The sequence below is a fragment of the Streptomyces sp. NPDC057486 genome, assembly GCF_042802415.1.
Lineage (GTDB): Bacteria > Actinomycetota > Actinomycetes > Streptomycetales > Streptomycetaceae > Streptomyces > Streptomyces yanii.
Genome location: NZ_JBHVEE010000009.1, coordinates 39093 through 60478 on the forward strand (window position 1 = coordinate 39093; position 21386 = coordinate 60478).

Genomic DNA, 21386 nt, shown 5'->3' on the forward strand with positions numbered 1-21386 from the left:
GCGCCACACCGGTACGGGCTTCCCGCCCGCTCGTCCGATACGTACGCACTGTCCGTCCGACCGACGCGTGCGCATCTCCCGCCAGGCTCCCGCACTGTCGACGAGTCCGCCGGGATATGCCGTTCGGCCGCCTTCCGGTGGCGTGACCGGGCGGGCGGCTGCTTGCTGGTCCCAGGGTCCCCCAGGGAGAGGAAGCGAGCGCTCATGGAGCCACGAGGGAGGAAGGGGCAGGCGCTGCAGACTCCGCGGGCGGCCGGGCTGGCCGGAGTTGTCTTCGCGGTGCTGCTCGCGGCCGCCATCATCCTGATCCGGCTGGCGATCCCCGAGGACGAGGGCGCGGTCACCGCTGAAGGATTCAACGATCCGTCGCGCCGGAGTGCGGTAAGGACGGCGCTCGCCCTCGTCCCCTTCGCGGGCATCTTCTTTCTGTGGTTCGTGGGAGTGCTGCGCTCCCACGTCGAGCAGGCGGAGGACAAGTTCGTCACCACCGTTTTTCTGGGCAGCGGGCTGATCTTCGTGGCCTCGTTGTTCGGGGCGGCCGCGGCAGCGGCAGGCGTGCTGTCCGTCGGAGTCCCGTCCGGGAACGACCCGGGGCTGCCGTCCTGGGACTTCGGTCGCCACTTCGCGTACACGATGCTGACGGACTACGCGATGCGGATGGCTGCGGTGTTCACGCTCACGACATCGACCTTGGGGCATCGCCTCGGGGTCTTTCCGCGGTGGCTCACCCTTCTGGGCCTCCTCGTCGCCCTGGCGCTGCTCTTCGTGGTGCCCGACATCGCCTGGGCGGAGCTGGTCTTCCCGGCCTGGTCCCTGGTCGTCAGCGGCTACATTCTCGTGGTCAGTGGCACCACCGGGCCCGATGCCGCGGATGCGTCCTGACGGTGGTCCCGGCCCCCAGGGGCCTGTGGGTGCTCCTCATCGGAACATCACGTTCGACGGCCTCCGCCCGTAGGGAGCGACTCTCCGGTCATGTCGTCAGCCGGATGAGGGGGCGGACTGCGCGGTGCTGGGGCGGGCAGGCTGTGACCGAAGACGGCACCCCGGAAGAACGCCGTGCAGCCGGCGCACCTCAGGAGCGCCTGGTCTCACGCGCGATGCATCCGCCCCAAGGCGCTCCGGGCGCGTACCGCCGGCCTTGATCCCTGTTCCGCCGGCGAATTCCGGGTCTCCTCGGGCGCCACGGTCCATGAGGTGATCCTGCGGCAGGGGTGCCGCCCAGACCGCCCCGGCGATGCCTGCCCGTGGTGATGCGGGGTGTCTGCGGACGGCCCGGAGGTTGCCCTGGCACCGCATGCCGCAGGTCGCCACGCCTCAAGCCCACGTGGTGTCCGGCAGGTGACCCGACGCGTTGTCGTCGTGGGCGTACCGAAAACCGCTGTACGGGCATGGTGCCGATGGCCCGGACGGGGCTGCGGCCGGATTGGCACCGCGCCGTCGGCGCGCCGAGTCGTGAGAAAGCCGCGATGGCCGGCTCCGGCAGGGCGTGCTCGGCGTGCTGTCGCGGTCTTGGTGCGGGAGGGGACGCGATCGGTCGCCGCAGGATTCCACGCTGCGCGGTGGACGCTGATGACGGCCTTTCAGCGTGCCGGGGGTCAGGGTTTTCTGTGTGCCGGAGTCCGGCGGCGTGCTGCCGACAGGGTGAGCGGGCGTCAGGATGTCGCCCGTAAAGCCTAATCATGTGCCAGATAGCCATGTTTTCTTACTTTTTGACGAAGCGTCAGATCTGAACTCGCCGTGCGATCCATGCCGTGCGTACACCCGGTTGGCTCTCTGGTGCCATGCCTTCGATATGCCCGATATGACAGATAATCAGGCTGTCAGTACGTTCGTCACAGGTCGGCTGCCCAGCCGGCGTCTCTGAGAGCAGGGAGAAGTGACATGGCCACGCGTACGCGTACTTTCGCCGTTACCGCCGCTGTAGCGGGCGCAGCGGTCCTCGCCACCACCGGCATCACCTACGCCTCGGCAACCGGGTCCCCCCAGGCCGCTCCGTCTGTTCAGCAGGCCGCCCCCGACGCGGCTCCGCTCGGTGGTGAAGGCGGTGGCAACGGTGGCAACGGGGGCAAGGGGAACGAGGGCAAGGGGAACGAGGGCGGCTACGGTGGCGGCGGCTACGGTGGTGGCAACGAGCGTGGTGGTTTCGGCTACAAGGAGGAGGGCCGGATCTTCATCAACGAGCGCTCCTACTCGGCTCGTGGTGAGGACGGCTGCATCACGGTGGTGAGCGGTCTGGGCGCCCGGAGCTTCAACATCCGTAACGAAAGCCGCCGGACCGTTGAGTTCTTCCGCGGGGCGACCTGCGACAACGGTTCCCCGGTTGCGACGGTCGGTCCCTGGAGCACCAGCAACGGTGTCTTCACCCGTCAGCACATCCGCGGTGGCGTGTTCGTCAAAAACGGTGTCGTCGGCAGCTTCCGGGTGGTCCGGGACCACTACGACAGGGAGTGGTGAGGGGCCACCTCCACAGCTGGTAGAGCAGGGTCTGCATGACATGGAAACCCCGGCCCGTCGGAATCGGGCCGGGGTTTCCCGCACGAAGGACACCCCTCGGCGGATATCCGGTCCCCGACCGGCGCACACTTGCGCGAACCGCGCTCGGTGCCGTATGCATCCGCCTCGTCATGCCAGGCGTGAGGTCCTCTCCGGTCGATCTTCGTGGATCAGCCTGCGGCGTACGGTGCGGTGCATCGCACGGTGGAGGATCGTCCTCGTACTGGGTGTACGTGGGCGATTGCGACAACGCGGCGAGGTGCCGCGCCGGATAACGCGGGCCCACGAAGATCGGCCGAACAAACCTGACCGAGTGCCCCATGTCACGCCGGGCGGACTCGGACCGCTGAAGCCTCGCGAAACCGGCTGCGAGGTTTCCGGTGAGGCGTAATGAGGGCCCACAGAACGAGCAGGCGCGCCGTCGCGGGTCGTGTCGGCAGAGCGGGATGCCGCGTCCCGGTGGGCCTGCTCCCCTTGGGACCGGCCGGCGTCTCGGCTTCGAACAGGCACCACATGCCTGAGGCGCCGGCCGGTTCGAGAAACCCGCAGGCCAGGAGCCCGCCGGCGCGATCGGTGATTGCCGCGGGCTCGTGGCCGTCGGTCGCGCAGCCGCCACCGTGCTGCGCACCCGGCCCATGACGACGAGGCTCTCGATCGCAACTGGACCTGCATCACCAGGATTTCGGGGCCGATGACGACCTTGCCCCTCGCGGAGCCGCCCTCCACGGCCGGTGGGTCTCCGCGGTCGTGGGGAGGGTGACGCCGCGGGTCGATCAGGGGACCGAGTTTTCCGTCGTCGGCGAGCACTGCCACTTCCCGCAGGAGACGTACGCTCGCGACCCGCTCCTGTCGGCGCTCCCACTGCCGGGCGGTGCTTCCCAGGCGTTCGAGAGCAGACTGGAAGAGGAAGGGCACGGTGTCGCACGGATCGGCCGGTCCTTCCGGTCGCCGTCCGTGCGTTGCAATGACGGTCTTGCCGCGGAGGGGGCACGCCGGGACCGGTCGGGGCGTGGTGCTCTGGGCATCCGGCGCCTCCGGTGTCGGACATCGCCACGAGGAGAGGTATCCATGTCGACGTATCTGGTCAATCACCTGCGCATCCCCGGCGTGCCGGAGGAGGAGAATCTGGAATATCTGGAACAGGTCGAGGCCACCACGGCGCATTACGGAGGCAAGTGGCTCGCAATTGACGGCGAGGTGCAGGTACTCGAAGGTGCCTGGCCGGGCTCGGTGGTGCTGATCGAGTTCCCCGACATGGAGACGGCGCAGGCGTGGTACAACTCGCCGGAGTATCAGAAGATCATGCATCTGCGCACGGACCGGACCATCAGTGATCTGGTCCTGGTCGACGGCGTCAGCTCGGACTTCACGGCTGCCGGCTACGCGCAGCAGCTCCGTGCGACGATTGCGGCCGCCGAGTGCGGCAGCTGATCCGGCCGGTGCCGGACTGGGCCGAGAGACGGGCGGTTCACCTGCGCTACCCCGGCCGCACGCCGATCTCGATGGTCTCGGCACCTGGGCGTTGACGTCCTGATCGTGGTGGACGCCGGATACGACGAACCCCACCGGGCTTCCTGCTGAAGGATCTGCCGGTGCAGGTGCCGCGCCGGACGCGTTCGGACGGTTTCCCGCGTCGCACAGTCCCGCCCCGTATGCCCGGCCCCCGGGGGCCGTCCGCCAAGGGGTCGGCGTTGCGTTCACAGCGGTGACGGAGACGACGGCAGCCGACGAGCCGGGCCGTCGACCGCTCGACGCCCCGGCGGTGCCGGCCCAGAGGGTGGACCCACGTCGATTCGCTTCTGCATTGACGACATCCCTGCCTGCGGGGTGCGCTGCATTTGGAGCGCGAAATGTGGCGGGTTGAGTGCGACGATGGATGTGTGGTGCCGAAATTCAAGGTCCCGCATGGCCGCCCATGTTGCGTAACCGCACCGATCCACGGGCTCACCGGAAGTTGCGGCTTGTTCGGCGCCGTCGCTGCCGTCCGTCTGAGGGGTTTGCTTGGAGGGTGTGCCGCTTCACCGCTGTAGTGATCCGTGATGCACCGATGAGGTGAGAAGCGATCCCGGGTGAGGAGTACGTGAAATGACGACCCTGCTGGAGTGCTTTCTCGCAATCTACGGTAGACGTGATCGCTGGAGCAGTAATTCCCGTATGCGAAATTCCAGGAAGACTCATGCAGATGGAGAGTGTGAGACTTTCTCCACAGCGGAGCATCGGTGGCCAACGGGTGGCGGAGGGGCCCCTTGGGGATTTGCTCGAGCCGCCTATGCCGGCAGCCATGAAACCTGGCGCTACTTGGCTGAGCCTTATCTCTTCGCGTGGCCCGGCATCATTTTTTCCGTTCCTCTTCCTCCGGGTTCCGGGTTTCCGGACGGACGTCACCTTGCCGGTTCGCCAGAGCGTTCCGGAAGAGTCCGTCTGCCGGGCCCGCGGCGCGGACAAGAGGGCCGGTGATGAGGGATGGCCCGTCATTCCCGGCGGACACACGGCGTCGGCCACGGCACCTTGCCGCATTGTCGGAGCGCCCGGTTCGCGGGGCCGGAGTCGACCGCCTGCGAGGCCTGCTGAAGCGCAGCATCGCGCTGGAGGGATCGCGGAAGGCGCAGTCGCGGACGCTGTACGGCCGGTCGATCGGCTCCCGCAGCGCCTCGCCACCCACGGCGCGGATGCGCTCGAAGGTGGCGTGGCAGTCATCGGTCCTGAAGCGTCGTTGTCGGACACCGAGTGGGGCGAGTTCGAACAGAGGAGAGAACTCGTCTCACGGCGTCCGGGAGAGTCTCGGTCAGTTGCCGACGTAGGCCGCGAGGTGCTCGGCGGTGAGGGTGCGGCGGGCGGCGACGAGGTCGGCGGGTGTGCCCTCGAAGACGATCCGGCCGCCGTCGTGGCCGGCGCCGGGACCGAGGTCGATGATCCAGTCGGCGTGCGCCATGACCGCCTGGTGGTGCTCGACGACGATGACCGACTTGCCGGAGTCGACGAGCCGGTCGAGCAGGCCGAGCAGTTGCTCGACGTCGGCGAGGTGCAGGCCGGTGGTCGGCTCGTCGAGGACGTAGATGCCGCCCTTGTCGGCCATGCGGGTGGCCAACTTGAGCCGCTGCCGCTCGCCGCCGGACAGCGTGGTGAGTGGCTGGCCGAGGTTGAGGTAACCGAGCCCGACGTCGGCGAGCCGGCCGAGGATGCGGTGCGCGGTCGGCGTGTGCGCCTCGCCGGTGCCGAAGAACTCATCGGCCTCGGTCACCGACATCGCCAGCACCTCGCTGATGTCGCGGCCGCCGAGGTGGTACTCCAGCACCGATGCCTGGTACCGCTTCCCCTCGCACTCCTCGCAGGTGGTGGCGACGCCGGCCATCATCGCCAGGTCGGTGTAGATGACGCCGGCGCCGTTGCAGTTGGGGCAGGCGCCCTCGGAATTGGCGCTGAACAGCGCCGGCTTCACGCCGTTGGCCTTCGCGAAGGCCTTACGGATCGGGTCGAGCAGTCCGGTGTATGTCGCCGGGTTGCTCCGCCGCGAGCCGCGGATCGCACTCTGGTCGATCGACACCACACCCGCGCCGGCGGGGATCGACCCGTGCACGAGCGAGCTCTTTCCGGAGCCCGCGACACCGGTGACGACGGCGAGCACCCCGAGCGGGATGTCGACGTCGACGTCGCGCAGGTTGTGTGCTGTCGCGCCGCGGATCTCCAGCGTTCCGGTGGGCGTCCGCACCGTGTCCTTGAGGGCGGCCCGGTCGTCGAGATGGCGGCCGGTGATGGTGTTGCCGGCCCGCAACCCCTCGACGGTGCCCTCGAAGCAGACGGTGCCGCCCGCGGTACCGGCGCCGGGGCCGAGATCGACGACGTGGTCGGCGATCGCGATCGTCTCCGGCTTGTGCTCCACGACAAGCACCGTGTTGCCCTTGTCCCGCAGCCGCAGCAGCAGGCCGTTCATCCGCTGGATGTCATGGGGGTGCATGCCGATGGTGGGCTCGTCGAAGACGTAGGTGACGTCGGTGAGCGAGGAGCCGAGGTGGCGGATCATCTTGACGCGCTGCGCCTCGCCGCCCGACAGCGTGCCCGACGGCCGGTCGAGCGAGAGGTAGCCGAGGCCGATCTCCACGAACGAGTCGAGGGTGTGCCGCAGGGCGGTGAGCAACGGCGCCACCGACGGGTCGTCGAGGCTGCTGACCCATTCGGCCAGGTCGCTGATCTGCATCGCGCAGGCATCGGCGATGCTGATCCGCTTGATCTTCGACGACCGGGCCCCCTCGCTGAGCCGGGTGCCGTCGCACTCGGGACAGGTGGTGAAAGTGACCGCCCGCTCCACGAACGCCCGGATGTGCGGCTGCATCGACTCCTTGTCCTTGGACAGGAACGATTTCTGGATCTTGGGGATCAGCCCCTCGTAGGTGAGGTTCACGCCCTCGACCTTCACCTTGGTCGGCTCCCGGTAGAGGAAGTCCTGCATCTCCTTCTTGGTGAACTTGCAGATCGGCTTGTTCGGGTCGAGGAGGCCCGACTCGGCGTAGACCCGCACAGTCCAGAAGCTGTCCGATTTCCAGCCGGGGATGGTGAACGCGCCCTCGGCGATCGACTTGGAGTCGTCGTAGAGCTGCGTGAGGTCGATGTCGGAGACCGTGCCCCGGCCCTCGCAGCACGTACACATGCCGCCGGTGCGGGTGAAGGTCGCTTTCACCGCCTTCTTGGCACCGCGCTCGACGGTGATCGCACCGCTCGCCCGGACCGAGGGAACGTTGAAGGCGTATGCGCTGGGCGGGCCGATGTGCGGTTTGCCGAGTCGGCTGAAGAGGATGCGCAGCATCGCGTTGGCGTCGGTGGCGGTGCCGACGGTGGAGCGGGGGTCGGAACCCATCCGCTGCTGGTCGACGATGATCGCGGTCGTCAGCCCTTCGAGTACGTCGACCTCGGGCCGCGCCAGCGTCGGCATGAAGCCCTGCACGAAGGCGCTGTAGGTCTCGTTGATCAGCCGCTGCGACTCCGCGGCGATCGTGTCGAACACCAGAGAGCTCTTGCCCGAGCCGGAGACGCCGGTGAACACCGTCAGCCGGCGCTTCGGGATCTCGATGCTGACGTCCTTGAGGTTGTTCTCGCGCGCGCCGTGCACGCGGATCAGATCGTGGCTGTCGGCACCGTGCAGCGCAGTCGACTGCGTGTCCGTCCTCTTGGCCATGCTTATCGTGTCTCCATCTGTTGGGTGGGGCCGCCTTCGCGGTCTCCGTCGGCGTCACCTGGCTCGATCTGACCAGCTTCGAGGAGTACTCCCGGTTCTCCTTCGTCGGCGCGGTTGCGGCAACGGTCCGCTGTCTACCAGATCGGCGGTGTCGGCCGGGGGCGCGCTCGGCGCAAGAACCAAGGCAGCCACGCCGCTTCGGCCCATGAAGCCTTCGGTACCCGGTCCCGCGGCGCGCCCGGCGGAGGCGTCAGAGCAACCAGCGGCCGTCGCGCATCGGCTCGCGGTCGGGGATCTCGTTCACCTCGCGCGGGGCCGGGCTGCGGCGCGGGGTTCGTCGGCCGGGTGGCTCCCGGTCCGTGGGACCGGAGCTCACTGCCTGCGAGGCTGGCTGAAGCGCAGCATGGTGCCGGAGGGATCGCGGAAGGCGCAGTCGCGGACGCCGTACGGCTGGTCGATCGGCTCCTGCAGCACCTCGCCACCCGCGGCGCGGATGCGTTCGAAGGTGGCGTCGCAGTCGTCGGTCCTGAAGATGACACCGCGCAGCAGGCCCTTCGCCAGCAGTTCCGCCATGGCCTTCTTGTCCTCGGGCGAGGCATTCGGGTCCGCGAGCGGCGGCTCGAGAACGATCTCCACGTCCGGCTGCGAGGGCGAGCCGACGGTCACCCAGCGCATCCCCTCGAACCCGACGTCGTTGCGCACCTCCAGGCCGAGAACGTCCCGGTAGAAGGCGAGCGCCTTGTCGTGGTCGTCGACGGCGATGAAGCACTGTGAAAGGTTGATGTCCATGCGTTTCACGCTACGGATGGGGGCCGGGTTTCGCTTCTCCATTCCTGACCGGTCACGTGTGGATCTGGGCGACACCGGCCGGGAGGGCGGCGCCCTCGTCATGGCAGCAGGTCTGGTACGCGCTCGGGCTCTCGCCGACCGGTTCGGTGGAGCGAGAGGCTGAACGACCCCGGCGATGTACAACCGACTGCGAAGCAGACGTCCGTACGGCGGCAGGACCTGGCCCGATGGGACCCGGGTCAGGCGTATAGTGCGGTTGCCTGTTGTCGATCCCCTTCCGGCAAGGCACGGTTGTCGGGCGCTTCCGGCATACTCCTCCTCTCACCCTGTACGCCGTCAGCAGGGGCGGAAAGGAACACGATGCTGGAGGCAGCGGGTCTCACCCCGGCTGAGGAAGCCGTTTACCGGACTCTCGTGACGATGCCCACCGCGTCGGCTGACGACATTGCGAAGCAATCCGGTCTGGTGCCGTTGGAAGTCGAGCGCGTGCTCGCGGCGCTCAAAGCCAAAGGGCTGGCCAGCGGGACGGACCGCACGCCCCGCAGCTTCGTCGCCAACCCTCCGGACGTCGCGTTGTTGCCGCACCTCCAGAGGCAGTCCGACTCCCTCGACCAGGCCCGCGCGGCGGTCACCGATCTGCTGGAGACGTACCGGCGTACCAGGCGTCGAAGGGACCCCGACCAGCTGATCGAAGTCATCACCGGCGCCGAAGGGTTGCGCCAGCATCTGCGCCAGATCCAGGACAGTACGCGCCACGAGATGCTGTGGTTCTGCAAGGCGCAGTACGTGGCCATGCCCTCGGGAAGCAACCAGGCCGAGTTCGACGCTCTCGCCCGGGGCGTGCGTTACCGCGTCCTGTACGAACGGGCGTTCTTCGACGACCCCGGTGCTGTTGACAACGTTGCCGACGGCGTACGAGCGGGGGAGATGGCCCGTGCGGTCCCGCACCTTCCGCTGAGACTGGCCGTTGCCGACCGGTCCATTGCCATCTGTCCCCTGGTGCCGGGCGGCCCCGGTGGGAGCTCCGAAGAGCCGACCACGGCATTGGTCCGCGGGAGCAACCTCCTGGAGGCCCTGGTCGCCCTGTTCGAGCGCTACTGGGTGGACGCCGTACCGTTGCACGTGAGTGAGTCGGGAACGGTCGACGGCACGGACGGGGCCGCTCGTGGACACGAGCTGTCGGCGACGGATCGTCAGCTGCTGTCACTCCTTGTCGCAGGTGTGGCCGACAAGGCCATAGCCAGCCAGATGGGGCTGAGCCGACGCACCGTGCAGCGACGCATCCAGGCCATGATGGCCGTCGCGGGCGCGACCACACGGATGCAGCTGGCGTGGCAGGCCGCCCGCCGGAACTGGATGTAGCGCCCCCAGGGAAGTCCATATGAGCGCGCATCCCCCGCCCCTTGGCCTGCCGACACCGCAGGACGAAGCAACGTGTGAGCAGACGTGGGCGTGAGGGTCCGGGAGACTGTTCAGTCGGCTGCCGATTCGGCTTCTGAGATCGCCCACGCGGCGTTGACCAGACCGATGTGGCTGAGTGCCTGGGGGAAGTTGCCGAGCATCTCACCGCTGCCGGTATCGATCTCTTCGGCGAGCAACCCGACGTCGTTCGCACAGGAAACAGCCTGGTCGAAAAGGTCACGGGCGGCAGTCACGTCCCCCGCCAGGGCCATGGCCTCGGCGAGCCAGAAGGTGCACAGGAGGAAGCATCCCTCACGGCCGGGCAACCCGTCATCCGCGACCTGGTAGCGATAGACGAAGCCTTCTGGATCGGTGAGCCGATCGCGGATGGTGTCGATCGTGGTTCGCATCCGTGGTGCGTCGGCACGGACGAAGCCCATGATGGGCATCATCAGTACCGATGCGTCGAGCACGTCCGAGCCGAATGCCTGGGTGTAGGCGCCCGCCTTCTCGCTCCAGCCGTTCTCCTCGATCGCCGCCCGGATCTCCTGTCTTGCTGCTGTCCAGGCAGGTACCCGGTCCGTGGCGGAAAGCTCCTCCGCGAGGGCCAGTCCACGGTCGAGCGCGACCCAGCACATGAGCTTTGAGTAGAGGAAGTGCTGTGGCCCGCCACGCATCTCCCAGATTCCTTGGTCCGGTTCGCGCCAGCGTGCGGCGGCAGAGTCGGCGACGTCGGCCAGGAACGCCTTCGTGGGAGCGTCCAGTTGCGGCAGGTGTTCGCGCAACCGGTGGGCAGCTGACAGCAGTTCGCCGTACACGTCGAGCTGGCGCTGCTGCCATGCCGCGTTGCCCACCCGTACCGGACGGCTGCCTCGCCATCCGGGCAGATGCGGCAATTCGCGTTCGGACAGATCCGGTTCACCGCGAATGCCGAACATGATCTGGAGTTCACGACAGTAACCCGGCGCTCTTGCGGCCGCCTGTGCCATCCAGCGGAAGAACGCCTCGGCTTCGTCCGGGCAGGCAGCCACCCACAGCGCGTCAAGGGTGAGCGATGCGTCGCGGACCCAGGCGTAGCGATAGTCCCAGTTCCGCACGCCGCCGACTTCCTCGGGCAGCGAGGTGGTCGGCGCTGCGACTATCGCGCCGGTCGGTTGAAAGGTCAGCGCCTGGAGGACTCGACCGCTGTGATGGACCAGCTCGTGCCACGGGCCGCGGTAGCTCTGATGAAGTGCGCACCACGAGCGCCACCCGGCAACGGTGTCATCGAGGTGCCTGAGGATCTCGCCCTGGCTCCACATGGTCGGGATGCCGCCTGCCGGGACGTGCTGGAGCGCGAAAGCCACTTGTTCGCCCGCGTGCATCGTGAAATGGCAGCGTGCCGCGTCGGAAACGATGAACGGAACAGGCGAGGACAGTCCTAGCGTGTTCGGTCCTCCGTGGCATCGCAGTCCACCGTCGATGGGGATGAGGAGGGGCCTGACCAGACCGAACTCGGGTCGGGGTGCGAACTCACCGGTGATTCGGACTGTGCCCTCGGTGCACGTGAGTACGCGCAGGAGCAGATGGGGGGCATTCTGCCCCAGCTCATGCCCTCGCTCGGTCAAGCCCGAGGCAAGGGCGTCGGTCAGGGTCACCGTGCCCGCGGGCGTGGCGAATTCGCTCTCCAGCACCATGGTGCGTTCCAGGTAGCGTCGCTCGGCGGTGAAGGTGTCGGCCGGTCGGAGGGACCAGTGTCCTGCCTCGGGCCCCAGGATCCGGCCGAGTACCGAACTGGCGTCGAAGTGGGGCAGGCACAGCCAGTCGACCGATCCCTCCTTGCTGACCAGAGCGGCGGTCTGGCAGTCGGAAAGCAGCGCGTAGTCGGAGATGGCCTGGTCACTCACAATGGTCCTCTCACCCGGAGGCGGCCGAGTCGCACGAACTTCTCCCGGGTCGCTCCTCACCTCTGCGCAGCGACGACGCGCCTCTTCCTGTCTCATTATTCACCGGCTTGAGTGGTGACGCCTGTCCTGCCGTAGCCCGACCCCTGATATGAGAACCATGCGTCCTGGAATGCGGGGGAGCGGGAAAGGAGGTTCGGGAATCAGCGGAGGAATCCCTCGTAATCATGCTGCTGGAGCTGGCTGTTGATCTGCTTCACCGTTTCCAGACCCACACCCACGATGATGAGGATGCTTGTTCCGCTGAGGCTGCTGGCACCGCCATAACTCGCAAAGGCGACTGTTGGCACCAGTGCGATCACCCCAAGATAGAGAGCTCCCGGCCATGTCATCCTGTTGAGGACATAGCCCAGGTACTGGGCGGTGGGTCGGCCGGCTCGGATTCCCGGGATGAAGCCACCGTATTTCGTCATGTTGTCTGCGACTTCCTCGGGGTTGAACGTGATCGACACGTAAAAGAATGCAAAGAAGACCGTCAACAGGAAATAGGCGATTACGTAGTAGGGGTCGTCCCCCACGACGAAGTTGCGTTCGATCCACGCCTTCCATCCCGAGGTCGAACTGGAGAACTGTGCAATGAGCTGTGGAATGTACAGCAGCGACGACGCGAAAATTACCGGAATCACGCCTGCCTGGTTGACTTTCATGGGGATGTATGTGGATGCGTGACCGTAGGATTTCCGGCCGATCACCCGCTTTGTGTACTGCACCGGGATGCGACGCTGGGCCTGCTCGACGAAGACGACCAAGCCCACCATGACGAATCCGACGGCGATGACGCTGCCGAAGTTGACCCAGCCACCGGCGATCTTGCCGTTCTGTTTGATGGCCCACAGCGTGCCGGGCAAGGTTGCCGCGGTCGAGACGAACACCAGGATCGACATGCCGTTGCCCACACCGCGGTCCGTGATCAGCTCGCCCAGCCACATCACGCAGGCTGTACCTGCGGCGATGGTGAGCACCATGACGGCGGTCATGAAGATCGACTTGTCCGGCACGATGTTCGAGGCGACCGGGCAGCCGCTGAACAGGACGCCGCTCCGGGCGGTTGCGACCAGGCCTGTGCCCTGCAGTACGGCGAGCGCGACCGTGAGATAGCGCGTGTACTGGGTGATCTTCGCCTGCCCCGCTGCGCCCTCTTTTTTGAGCGCTTCCAACTTCGGGATGACGACGGTCAGCAACTGAAGAATGATGCTCGCTGTGATGTACGGCAGGATGCCGAGTGCGAACACCGCGATATGTAGCAGTGCCCCGCCGCTGAACAGATTCAACAGGCCGAGGAGACGGCTGCTGCCGGCCTGCGCTGCATTGACGCAGGCCTGGACGTTCCCGTAGTTCACGCCGGGGATCGGGATGTGAGCCCCGAAGCGGTACAGGACGATCATGCCGAGCGTGAAGAGCACCTTGTTGCGCAGTTCGGGCGTCCGGAATACACGGACGATCGCGGTGGGCAAGATGCCTCCTTCGCCTCTGCGCCGGCGAGTCAGAGATGATCGTGTCGAGGGACGGCCGTATCGGCAATTTCCGACCGGGGAACGCCTCGTCGGAACATATGGCTGCGCTGAGGGCTGTCCCGTAGTGCGAAGCGTGCCACGATCACAAAGTCGTCACCACTTGAGTCGAACTCGACGTGCATAAGCCAACGAACAACCTCAAAGTCACGCAGCGCTGCAGCACGAGGTTGCACATCGAAGAGCGCAACTCGACCGGACTGCGTACGCGATCGCCCCGGACCGGATATCACTCTGTGCCGTGCAGCCTCCGGGAGCTCGGCGACCTTCGAGACGGTGCGGATCTTCTTCGACCGGGCGGTCGTCACGTCCGAGTCGCTGAAGTGTTCCAGGAGTCCCACGACCCCACACCGAGGGTTCCGCCAGGGCAACGATGTGGGCTCCCCGTGTCGGTGGATCGCCTGATCCGTCTGCGCCCGGAACTCCTGCGAATGGCTCGCAGGCTTTGGTACGAACGGCTGAGACGCTGCGATTCAGCGGTGAGGCGAGGTGGCCACTCCGATCTCGGCCTTCACGAATTCGGCCGGTCCCCCTGGGATGAGAACGGAAACCGCCGTCCGAGCTGTGCCCATGCTGTCCGAGCAGGGCTGGGCCCGTTCGATGGGCTGCACCTGCCGGGCGCGCGCTGCCCCGCAGTCGGACGACCAGGTCTTTGATGGCTCTCTTCGTAACCCCGGGCGGCAACCGCCGCGGGCGCCGGCGGAGCTTGAGTGGTCAGCGGCGGTAGCAGTACGAATCCGAGGAGGCGTCGCCGCCTTGCAGGCGCGTCTGGTGCACGCGCAAGCCGAGGAAATCCTGGCCGTGCGGGAAGAAGCGGCTGTCGACGGAGAGCCCGCCGTGCGAGGGGTCGGCGTCGAGTTTGACCATCCACGGGTCGATGCCCGCGGGATAGAGCTGCGCGTCCCAGGCGGAGTACAAGGAGTTCGTCAGATACACGCGCCGCCCGTCGCGGCTGAGCTCGACCATCTGCGCTCCGCCGGTCAGCGGAATATCCGGCTCGGTGGGAAACGGCTGTCGGCCGACGACGCCGCCAAGACGCACGGACGAGGTCTGCCTCGGACGGAACGGGTCGCTCACGTCGTACTGGAGCAGCTCGCCGGTTCCCCATGCGGATACGTACAGCCACTGGTCGTCCACCGACAGGTCGATGTCGGTGATGAACGGGGGCAAGGCGCCGAACGGCTGCAGCGCCGGGGGCAGGTCCGCCGTTTGCGCAGGCTCGGCAGGGATGGTGATCACCTTGCGGACCACGAAGTCCTCGCCCTCCCGGTTCCACAACCACACGGACGCCGACAGATCCTCTACGTCGATCACGGTGTTTGCGAACCCCCACGTTGCCTCGGGGTCGTGCGCGGGACGCAGCTCCAGCACCATCTGGTTCTCATCCCCCAGATCGACGCGCTGCAGGTGCCGGCCGGAGTCCAGCTCCCAGAAGTGCAGTGAGTGGCCGTACTGGCGACCCAGCAGCAGTTCGGGCACAAGGCCGTCCTCGACCATCGAAGGGCTCCCCCACTCACTGGTCACGGCGATGTTCTGGCGCAGATGCCACCAGACGTCGTAGGCGAGCCGCTGCGGTCCGCGGTCGCTCTCCCAGGCGCGCAGCACTTCGAAGCTTTCGTGGTCCAGCAGCGCGACGCCGCCAGGCCCGTCCGCACCGTCCGCGCCGCCCAGGCAGGACAGGAACATTCCGTCGGGGCCACAGTGGAGTGTGTGGGGACGCGAATATCCGGCCTTGGCGGCCAACTCCTCGGGCTCGACCACCTTGACCAGGTGGGGGTGGGCGGGATCGGGGCCGGTGTCGAAGACGTGCAGCCGGGAAGAGCGCAGTCCCGGGACGATGAGGTAGCGCCGCGCAGCGTGATGATGACCGGCATGCGCCAGCGCGCTCGAGCAGGCGTTCCAGCCGAAGTGGTGCAGTTCGTTGCCCGGATCGGGCAGCTCGGCGTGGGAGATCACACGGCCGTATTCGGGGGATTCGGGGTCGGTGCCGACGGTGAACAACGCGTCCGCGCGCTGTGCGGTCGGGTCGAAACCGACGACGTAGGCGAGCTTCTCCGGGGGTGCGGCGACGGCGTCCGCCGGAGTGCGGTACAAGGTGGGGTCCCTGTGGTCGTCGCGGTCATGAGCGTGATCGGTCGTCGTCATGGCTGTTCCTTCTCCCGAACGGGAGCCTGGACCTGGGGGGGGCTCCCGACAGGCAGTCGGGCTCACCCGTTCGAGATCGATGTGCAGACGCCGGACATTGATGCCGTTGAATCAGCGTTTCACAGCCCCGAAGCACTGCCAAGGCGGCAGCGTGGCGGCGCGGGCCGGCCTCGGCGCGTGCCTCGCCTCCGGCACGCCCGAGAGCGGCGGCGCCGAGTGCAAGGAGGCGCGATCACAAACCGTCGACTTCGACGACCGCTTCGGCAAAGGCCTTCGGGGCTTCCTGCGGCACGTTGTGGCCGATGCCCTTGAGGGTCCGGTGGGCGTACGGGCCGGTGAAGTGGCTGCGATAACTGGTGCCATCCCCGGGGGGAGTGAAGGGATCCAACTCACCGTCAAGGGTCATCGTGGGCAGCGTGATGACGGGGCTCTGGGCAAGTCGTTCTTCGAGACCGTCGTATCGGGGATCGCCCTTGGCCAGGCCGAGGCGCCAGCGATAGTTATGGATCACGATGGGGACCCAATCCGGATTGTCGAAGGCCGCCGCAGTGCGGTCGAACGTTGCGTCGTCGAAATGCCACGTCGGGGAGACGTTCTTCCAGATCAGTCTCGCGAAATCATGCGTGTACTTCGCAAGGCCGAGCCGACCCCTTTCTGTGGCGAAATAGTACTGATACCACCACGCCCACTCGACCTCCGGCGGCAGCGGCTTCTTGTTGCGCTCGCGGTTGGTGATCAGATAGCCGCTCACCGAGACCAGCGCCTTGCAGCGTTCGGGCCAGAGAGCCGCGATGATGTCAGCCGTCCGTGACCCCCAGTCGAAGCCTGCCAGGATCGCCTTCCCGATCTTCAGCGCATCCATCAGCGCGATGAGGTCGAGGGCGAACACCGACTGCTGGGCATTCAGGAACGTCTTCCGCGAGAGGAAGCGCGTCGTGCCATGGCCGCGCAGATACGGGACGATCACTCGGTAACCCCGTGCGGCCAGCAAGGGCGCCACATCGACATAACTGTGAATGTCGTAGGGCCAGCCGTGCAGGAGAATGACCGCGGGACCCTTGGCGGGACCGGCCTCGGCGTACCCGATGTTCAGGACCCCGGCATTGATCTGCTTCAGTGTGCCGAAAGACGTGTTCCCCGGCCTACCCACGGGGTGCACCGTCGACTTTTCCCGGTCGGGTGCCGAGGCCGATGTCGCCGTGAGCGCCGACAGCGAGGCTCCGGCTGTCCCCACGGCGAGAATCTTGGAAAATGTCCGCCTGTCGATGATCGTCACCTTTCTGTGAAGGCTTTTATACGCTCACGCATGACAAACGAGTGGTCAAAACGGACGTGGCGGGTGAATGACCTTTTTGCCGGGACGGGAAGCGACCATCCCCGGCAGTCGCTCAAGAGACTGGGGAGCAACGGAGACCTGTTCGGGCATGTGTCGAGGTCAGGGCCGGATGGCGGGCCGAGTCCGTACCGCCGAGCCCGTCGGTCGCTCGGTGGTGGCGCGCAGTTTCACGAGCTCCTGCGCGGCCATGGCCACGATGCTTGACTCGCGGGGCTGTAGTTCAGTACCGGCCCACCAGGTCACATCGGGCTGACCTTCGCGTACTGCTGCCGGACCGGGGTGTCGATCTCCATCACGTGATGCGCGAAGGACTGTGCCCACTCCTGCTCGTCCGGACGAAGAAACGGAGAATTCCTGAGAAGGAGGAGATTTACCTGGGTGATTCTGCTTGATCCGGCGGCGACTGAGGCGGGATGGCCGAGGATGGACGTACGTTGTTCTTCCTCAAGATCGGATAGTGCTTCCCGAACCTTCCTCAGGGCCTCCACTCGCTGAGTGCGAAAATTCTCCCGCGCGTCTCGAATCCGGGTTCGCCGCCATTGCCGGAACCCCGTGGCCGTGACCAATCCGGTTCCTATGAAGGCGAGGGCGCCCACGGCGAGTGGGTCTGAGGCCATCAGATAAGGATACGGAACTCGCACTTGTGGTGTTGGGCTGTTCAGCACAGGGCCTGGCTTCGAGCAGGGATTACGGGACAGCCGTGAGTCTCACGTGCGACGCATACGCGCCGCACGGGCGGTTGGGCGTCACGATCTGACGGCATTGCAGGTGTCCGGGTCGGTCCGGTGGCCTCCACGGTCTCGACGACCGGGGCGAAAGACATCGAGGTGGCCAGGCAGGCCGCCACGGCTGCCGCACGAATCCGGTCTTCATCACGTCAGGAGGCATTTCGGACGGCTGGGATGCGGCACCTGGAGCACACCTGATGCCGACTCGGACACGCCCATCGAATTTCCGGGGCGCCCTCCGGCGAGACCACGACGGGGCGGACGCCGCAGCCCCCTTCGTCAACGGTCTGCCGGCCCGACTCAAGGAGCTCAAGCCGTCCCTGCGGGCGCGACTGAGCTGTTTCCGGAAGTCACCGGTCTGCCCGTCAGCCGTCCGGGGGAGCTCTGCGGGACGGCCGACGGTCTGCGATCCGGTCGTCGAGAAGTCGCCGCGCTGCCTGCCTCACAGTGACAGCGCGCGGGTACGGCCGACGCCTCAGTACGCGATCCAAACCCCTTACTTCGAGCCACACTTCCCAGTGGCGCGAGCAAGGATGTCGCATATATTCCGTTTTGTGGACAGTTATGAAACTGAAGGTCCTTCAAGCGCCGGTTGGGGCAGCCCTTAGGGGCGTCCTCTGCTGGGCCGGGCCGGGCCACGGAATCCGATCGCGGCAAGAGCGTGCGGCTTGCCACCTGGCTCCTGCCTGAGGGGAACGATGGCTGACGAGACATTCACGACCCCGGATGAAGGGTGGAGCGGCGAAGGGTGTCCGGCGAGTGCGTTTGCCAGGCGGTCGTTTCTTCACGGTGCCGCCGCGAGCCTGGCCGGAGCGGCCGGCGCGGTGGCCTTGGGCAGCGGTGCGGCGTACGCCGACACAGTGGCTGTTCCCAAGATGGGACCGGCATCTCGTGTGATCCCGTTCCATGGCTATCACCAGGCAGGCATCGCCACTCTGCCCCAGCAGGACGCGATTTTCGTCTCGTTCGACGTGACCGCATCGAGCCGAGCAAAACTCACCGAGCTGTTCCGCACGCTGACCTCGCGAGCCCGTTTCCTCACGGCGGGCGGCAGACCACCGAAGGCGTCCCCGACCGCACCGCCGACGGACAACGGCATCCTGGGACCCACGGTCGTGGCGGATGGTCTCACCCTGACGGTCGCAGTGGGCGCGTCCCTCTTCGACGACCGTTACGGACTCAAGTCGCGCAAGCCGCACCAACTCGTCACGATGACTCCCTTCCGCCATGACGACCTGGACCCCGCGCTGAGCCAGGGGGACCTGCTGATCCAGATCTGCGCTGATCACCGCGACACGACGGTGCACGCACTGCTCGACATCCTGACGCATACCAAGTCCGCGATGAAGCTGCGCTGGCGCATCGACGGCCAGCGCAATCCGGAGCGTCCGGTCGGTGTCCGCCGCGACTGGTTCGGCTTCAAGGACGGCATCTCCAACCCGTCCGTCTCCGACGGCGCCCAGATGAATCAGGTGGTCTGGGTCCAGCCGAAGAGCGCCGAACCGGCCTGGACCGCGGGTGGCACGTACCACGTGGTGCGTATCGTGCATTTCTTCATCGAGGCATGGCAGAAGGTGCCCGTCGCCCAACAGGAGCGGATCTTCGGCCGCCGCAAGGCGAGCGGCGCACCCATGTACGCCGTCGGCGAGAACGCCCCGGAATTCTTCGACCCCGTCTACACCAACGACCCGCAGGGCCTGATCACCCCGCTGAACTCTCACATCCGTCTTGCCAATCCCCAGACTCCGCAGACCGCGGCGACGAGCACCATCCTGCGTCGCAGTTACGACTACGACCGGAGCCCCAACCTGCCGGAACTCGACATGGGGCATGCGTTCGTCTGCTTCCAGCAACGACTCAAGACCTACACCGCCATGCAGACCCGGCTGGAAGGCGAAGCACTGGTGCCGTTCATCAGCCCACGGGGCGGGGGCTACTTCTTCGCACTTCCGGGCGTCCAGGACGAGAAGGACTACTACGCCCGCCGGCTCCTGACCTGACCTCATCCGATCCCGCCGCCGGGCAGCCGTCGGCAGGATGTCGCCCGGTTCGGACCGAACCATCGCACTGCGCACAGGAGGCGAGATGTTCTCTGCCCTGCGGACCCGAGCCGGCAGCGGCCGCCGGCGACCCGGCAGGACGCTCCGGTCGGCACTCGCCGTGAGCATGGGGATCCTGCTGATCTCCTGTACGCCCACCCCCTCGGTCAAGAAGGAATCGGCTCCCGCGCCGATTGCGCCGACTGCGCCCGTTGCCGGCGCCAGTGGCCGCGTGTATGTCACGAACCAGCAGGACAACACACTTTCGGTGATCGACGCCCGAACCTACGAGGTCGTCGCAACCGTGCCGGCCGGTGTGGCGCCGGGAGGCCTCGCGGTCACCAAGGACGGCAAGCACGTGTACATCGCCAACAGCGGCTCTGCCCGGGTGTCGGTCCTCGACACCCGGAGCAACAAGATCGTCAGAACCGTTCCGGTCGGGAAGGGCCCCACCGGTGTCGGCCTCAGCCCCGACGGCAGGTCCCTCTATGTCACCAACGGCAGGTCCAACACCGTCTCGCTGATCGACACCCGAACCAGTCGGGTGGCCGCGACCATCCCGGTCGGAAAATCTCCGGTGAACGTGGCGTTCAGTCGTGACGGTGGCAGCGCCTACGTGGCGAACGCCGGGTCGGGCAACCTGTCGGTCATCGACACCCGCACGCGCCGGGTCGCGCGGAAACTTCCTGCGGGGCGCTCCCCGGTGGGCGTAGCCCTCACCCCGGACGGCCAGTCGGCCTACGTCGCCGACGAAGTGGGAAAGCAGGTCCTTGCCGTCGCAATCCGTACCGGCAAGGCGACTGCCGTACAGGTGGGCGAGGGTCCCTTTGACGTGGCTGTGGGGCCCGACGGCCGCTTCGCCTACTCGGCCGTTCTCGGCCCGGGCAACGTATCCGTGATCGACACCGGCAAGAACCGCGTCTCGGCAACCATCGCCCTGGGCCCTCCCGGCACCGACCCGTTCAACCTGGAGGTCACCCCCCGCGCTGTCTACGTCACGAACCAGGGAGCGGGCACCCTCACGGTCATCGACCCGGCGTCCCACAAGGTCGTCGCCACTGTCACCCTCGGCGCCGGCCCCTACGGGGTCGCCGTGAGCTGAGCCGACGATGCACTGGCTGCCGGTGGGCTCAGCATGGAGCGTCATTCCCTTCACCGTGCGAGAGACGGGCTGACTCATGTACCCGGACGATGGGTTCCGTCGGCGGTGAGCCGGATGCCGGTGATCAGGTCCGGGCGGATGCGGACCGCATAGTCCATGGTCTGGTTCACCCAGGGGTTGAGCAGTGCGCGGTAGTGGGCCAGTTCACCCGGCTCGGTCACCAGGTGGGCGTAACCGGTGACCATCACGCTCCAGCCGAGGTGCATGTCCGGGTCGATGGCATCGGCCTCGTAGGCGACGACCACGCCCTGGCCGTCGGTCTGCCGCGCGCGAGAGGTCAGCGCCGCGCCCTCGTGAGTGCGGATGACGATGTCGCCGTTGTCCAGTACGTGGTTCACCGGGCGGATGGTCGGCAGCGCGTGACGAGTGAAGACGATCCTTCCGAAGGACACGCTGCCCAGCAGCCGCAAGGCTTCGTCACTGTCGAGCTCGACGCTCCGGCGCGGTCCGGCAGGAAGGGTCCGGGCGTGGTCCATGGTCATGGCAGGCTTCCGTACGGTTTTCGTTGCTCACTGTTGTGCGTCGTCGGCCGACGCGTGGATGGTGTCGCGTGACCGGTCGCCGTGATGACGGCCGGGGCTCGCCGCTCAGCTCCTCCAAGGCATGCAAGTCGTCCCTTTCGAGTCGAGCCGTGGACGGCTGCCTGTCCGTGGCACCCGGGTGAAGTGG

15 protein-coding genes and 3 pseudogenes are annotated in these 21386 nt (G+C 66.9%); 7 read left to right on the forward strand and 11 right to left on the reverse strand.

The window, feature by feature from the left end; all coding sequences use genetic code 11:
- The first annotated feature begins 204 nt into the window (after window positions 1–204).
- The 4 genes and pseudogenes from ACFU6I_RS07015 to ACFU6I_RS07030 all read left to right on the forward strand — a co-directional run.
- Window positions 205–882 carry a hypothetical protein gene (locus ACFU6I_RS07015; protein ID WP_384362529.1) on the forward strand — a complete coding sequence of 226 codons (678 nt, stop codon included), beginning with the start codon at window positions 205–207 and terminating at the stop codon, window positions 880–882.
- Window positions 883–1881: 999 nt separating this feature from the next.
- Complete coding sequence (locus ACFU6I_RS07020; protein ID WP_384362531.1) at window positions 1882–2454, forward strand: hypothetical protein; 573 nt, start codon at window positions 1882–1884, stop codon at window positions 2452–2454.
- Window positions 2455–3561: 1107 nt separating this feature from the next.
- Window positions 3562–3924: a DUF1330 domain-containing protein gene (locus ACFU6I_RS07025; protein WP_384362533.1), complete on the forward strand. Its 363-nt coding sequence runs from the start codon at window positions 3562–3564 to the stop codon at window positions 3922–3924.
- A 93-nt stretch (window positions 3925–4017) separates the two neighbouring features.
- A pseudogene (locus tag ACFU6I_RS07030) lies at window positions 4018–4176 on the forward strand (transposase); the annotation flags it as partial.
- Between the two features lie 871 nt (window positions 4177–5047).
- Here ACFU6I_RS07030 and ACFU6I_RS07035 read toward each other — a convergent pair.
- The 5 genes and pseudogenes from ACFU6I_RS07035 to ACFU6I_RS07055 form a co-directional block, all read right to left on the reverse strand.
- Window positions 5048–5200: pseudogene (locus tag ACFU6I_RS07035) on the reverse strand (VOC family protein); the annotation flags it as partial.
- Window positions 5201–5278: 78 nt separating this feature from the next.
- Window positions 5279–7663 (reverse strand): ATP-binding cassette domain-containing protein, encoded by a 2385-nt coding sequence (locus ACFU6I_RS07040; RefSeq protein ID WP_384362535.1) that lies wholly within the window; start codon window positions 7661–7663, stop codon window positions 5279–5281.
- A 250-nt stretch (window positions 7664–7913) separates the two neighbouring features.
- Window positions 7914–8039 carry a hypothetical protein gene (locus ACFU6I_RS07045; RefSeq protein ID WP_384362537.1) on the reverse strand — a complete coding sequence of 42 codons (126 nt, stop codon included), beginning with the start codon at window positions 8037–8039 and terminating at the stop codon, window positions 7914–7916.
- Window positions 8036–8452: a VOC family protein gene (locus ACFU6I_RS07050; protein WP_384362539.1), complete on the reverse strand. Its 417-nt coding sequence runs from the start codon at window positions 8450–8452 to the stop codon at window positions 8036–8038. The genes ACFU6I_RS07045 and ACFU6I_RS07050 overlap by 4 nt, the downstream gene beginning before the upstream one ends.
- Before the next feature lie 52 nt (window positions 8453–8504).
- Window positions 8505–8658 (reverse strand): annotated as a pseudogene (locus ACFU6I_RS07055) (AraC family transcriptional regulator); the annotation flags it as partial.
- 154 nt (window positions 8659–8812) lie between these two features.
- On the opposite strand from ACFU6I_RS07055, the gene ACFU6I_RS07060 reads away from it, so the two are divergent.
- Window positions 8813–9814 carry a helix-turn-helix domain-containing protein gene (locus ACFU6I_RS07060; protein WP_384362541.1) on the forward strand — a complete coding sequence of 334 codons (1002 nt, stop codon included), beginning with the start codon at window positions 8813–8815 and terminating at the stop codon, window positions 9812–9814.
- Window positions 9815–9924: 110 nt separating this feature from the next.
- Here the strand turns inward: ACFU6I_RS07060 and ACFU6I_RS07065 are convergent, their stop codons facing one another.
- The 5 genes from ACFU6I_RS07065 to ACFU6I_RS07085 form a co-directional block, all read right to left on the reverse strand.
- A complete protein-coding gene (locus tag ACFU6I_RS07065; RefSeq protein WP_384362543.1) occupies window positions 9925–11799 on the reverse strand; it encodes a glycoside hydrolase family 15 protein in 1875 nt (624 codons plus the stop codon).
- A 140-nt stretch (window positions 11800–11939) separates the two neighbouring features.
- Window positions 11940–13250, reverse strand: coding sequence for a preprotein translocase subunit SecY (secY, locus tag ACFU6I_RS07070; RefSeq protein WP_384362545.1), 1311 nt, complete (start codon window positions 13248–13250; stop codon window positions 11940–11942).
- Window positions 13251–14021: 771 nt separating this feature from the next.
- Window positions 14022–15452 (reverse strand): selenium-binding protein SBP56-related protein, encoded by a 1431-nt coding sequence (locus tag ACFU6I_RS07075; protein WP_384362547.1) that lies wholly within the window; start codon window positions 15450–15452, stop codon window positions 14022–14024.
- Window positions 15453–15684: 232 nt separating this feature from the next.
- Complete coding sequence (locus ACFU6I_RS07080) at window positions 15685–16722, reverse strand: alpha/beta fold hydrolase (RefSeq protein ID WP_384362663.1); 1038 nt, start codon at window positions 16720–16722, stop codon at window positions 15685–15687.
- Window positions 16723–17027: 305 nt separating this feature from the next.
- Window positions 17028–17405: a hypothetical protein gene (locus ACFU6I_RS07085; protein ID WP_384362549.1), complete on the reverse strand. Its 378-nt coding sequence runs from the start codon at window positions 17403–17405 to the stop codon at window positions 17028–17030.
- A gap of 986 nt (window positions 17406–18391) precedes the next feature.
- Between ACFU6I_RS07085 and ACFU6I_RS07090 the strand changes: the two genes are divergently transcribed.
- The gene (locus ACFU6I_RS07090; protein ID WP_384362551.1) at window positions 18392–19516 is read left to right on the forward strand and encodes a Dyp-type peroxidase; all 1125 of its coding nucleotides are present in this window, start codon (window positions 18392–18394) and stop codon (window positions 19514–19516) included.
- A gap of 85 nt (window positions 19517–19601) precedes the next feature.
- On the forward strand, window positions 19602–20657 hold the full coding sequence (locus ACFU6I_RS07095; protein ID WP_384362553.1) for a cytochrome D1 domain-containing protein: 1056 nt from the start codon (window positions 19602–19604) through the stop codon (window positions 20655–20657).
- A gap of 74 nt (window positions 20658–20731) precedes the next feature.
- On the opposite strand, the gene ACFU6I_RS07100 is transcribed toward ACFU6I_RS07095, so the two are convergent.
- Window positions 20732–21199, reverse strand: a complete 468-nt coding sequence (locus ACFU6I_RS07100; RefSeq protein WP_384362555.1) for a pyridoxamine 5'-phosphate oxidase family protein — start codon at window positions 21197–21199, stop codon at window positions 20732–20734.
- Window positions 21200–21386 lie beyond the last annotated feature (187 nt).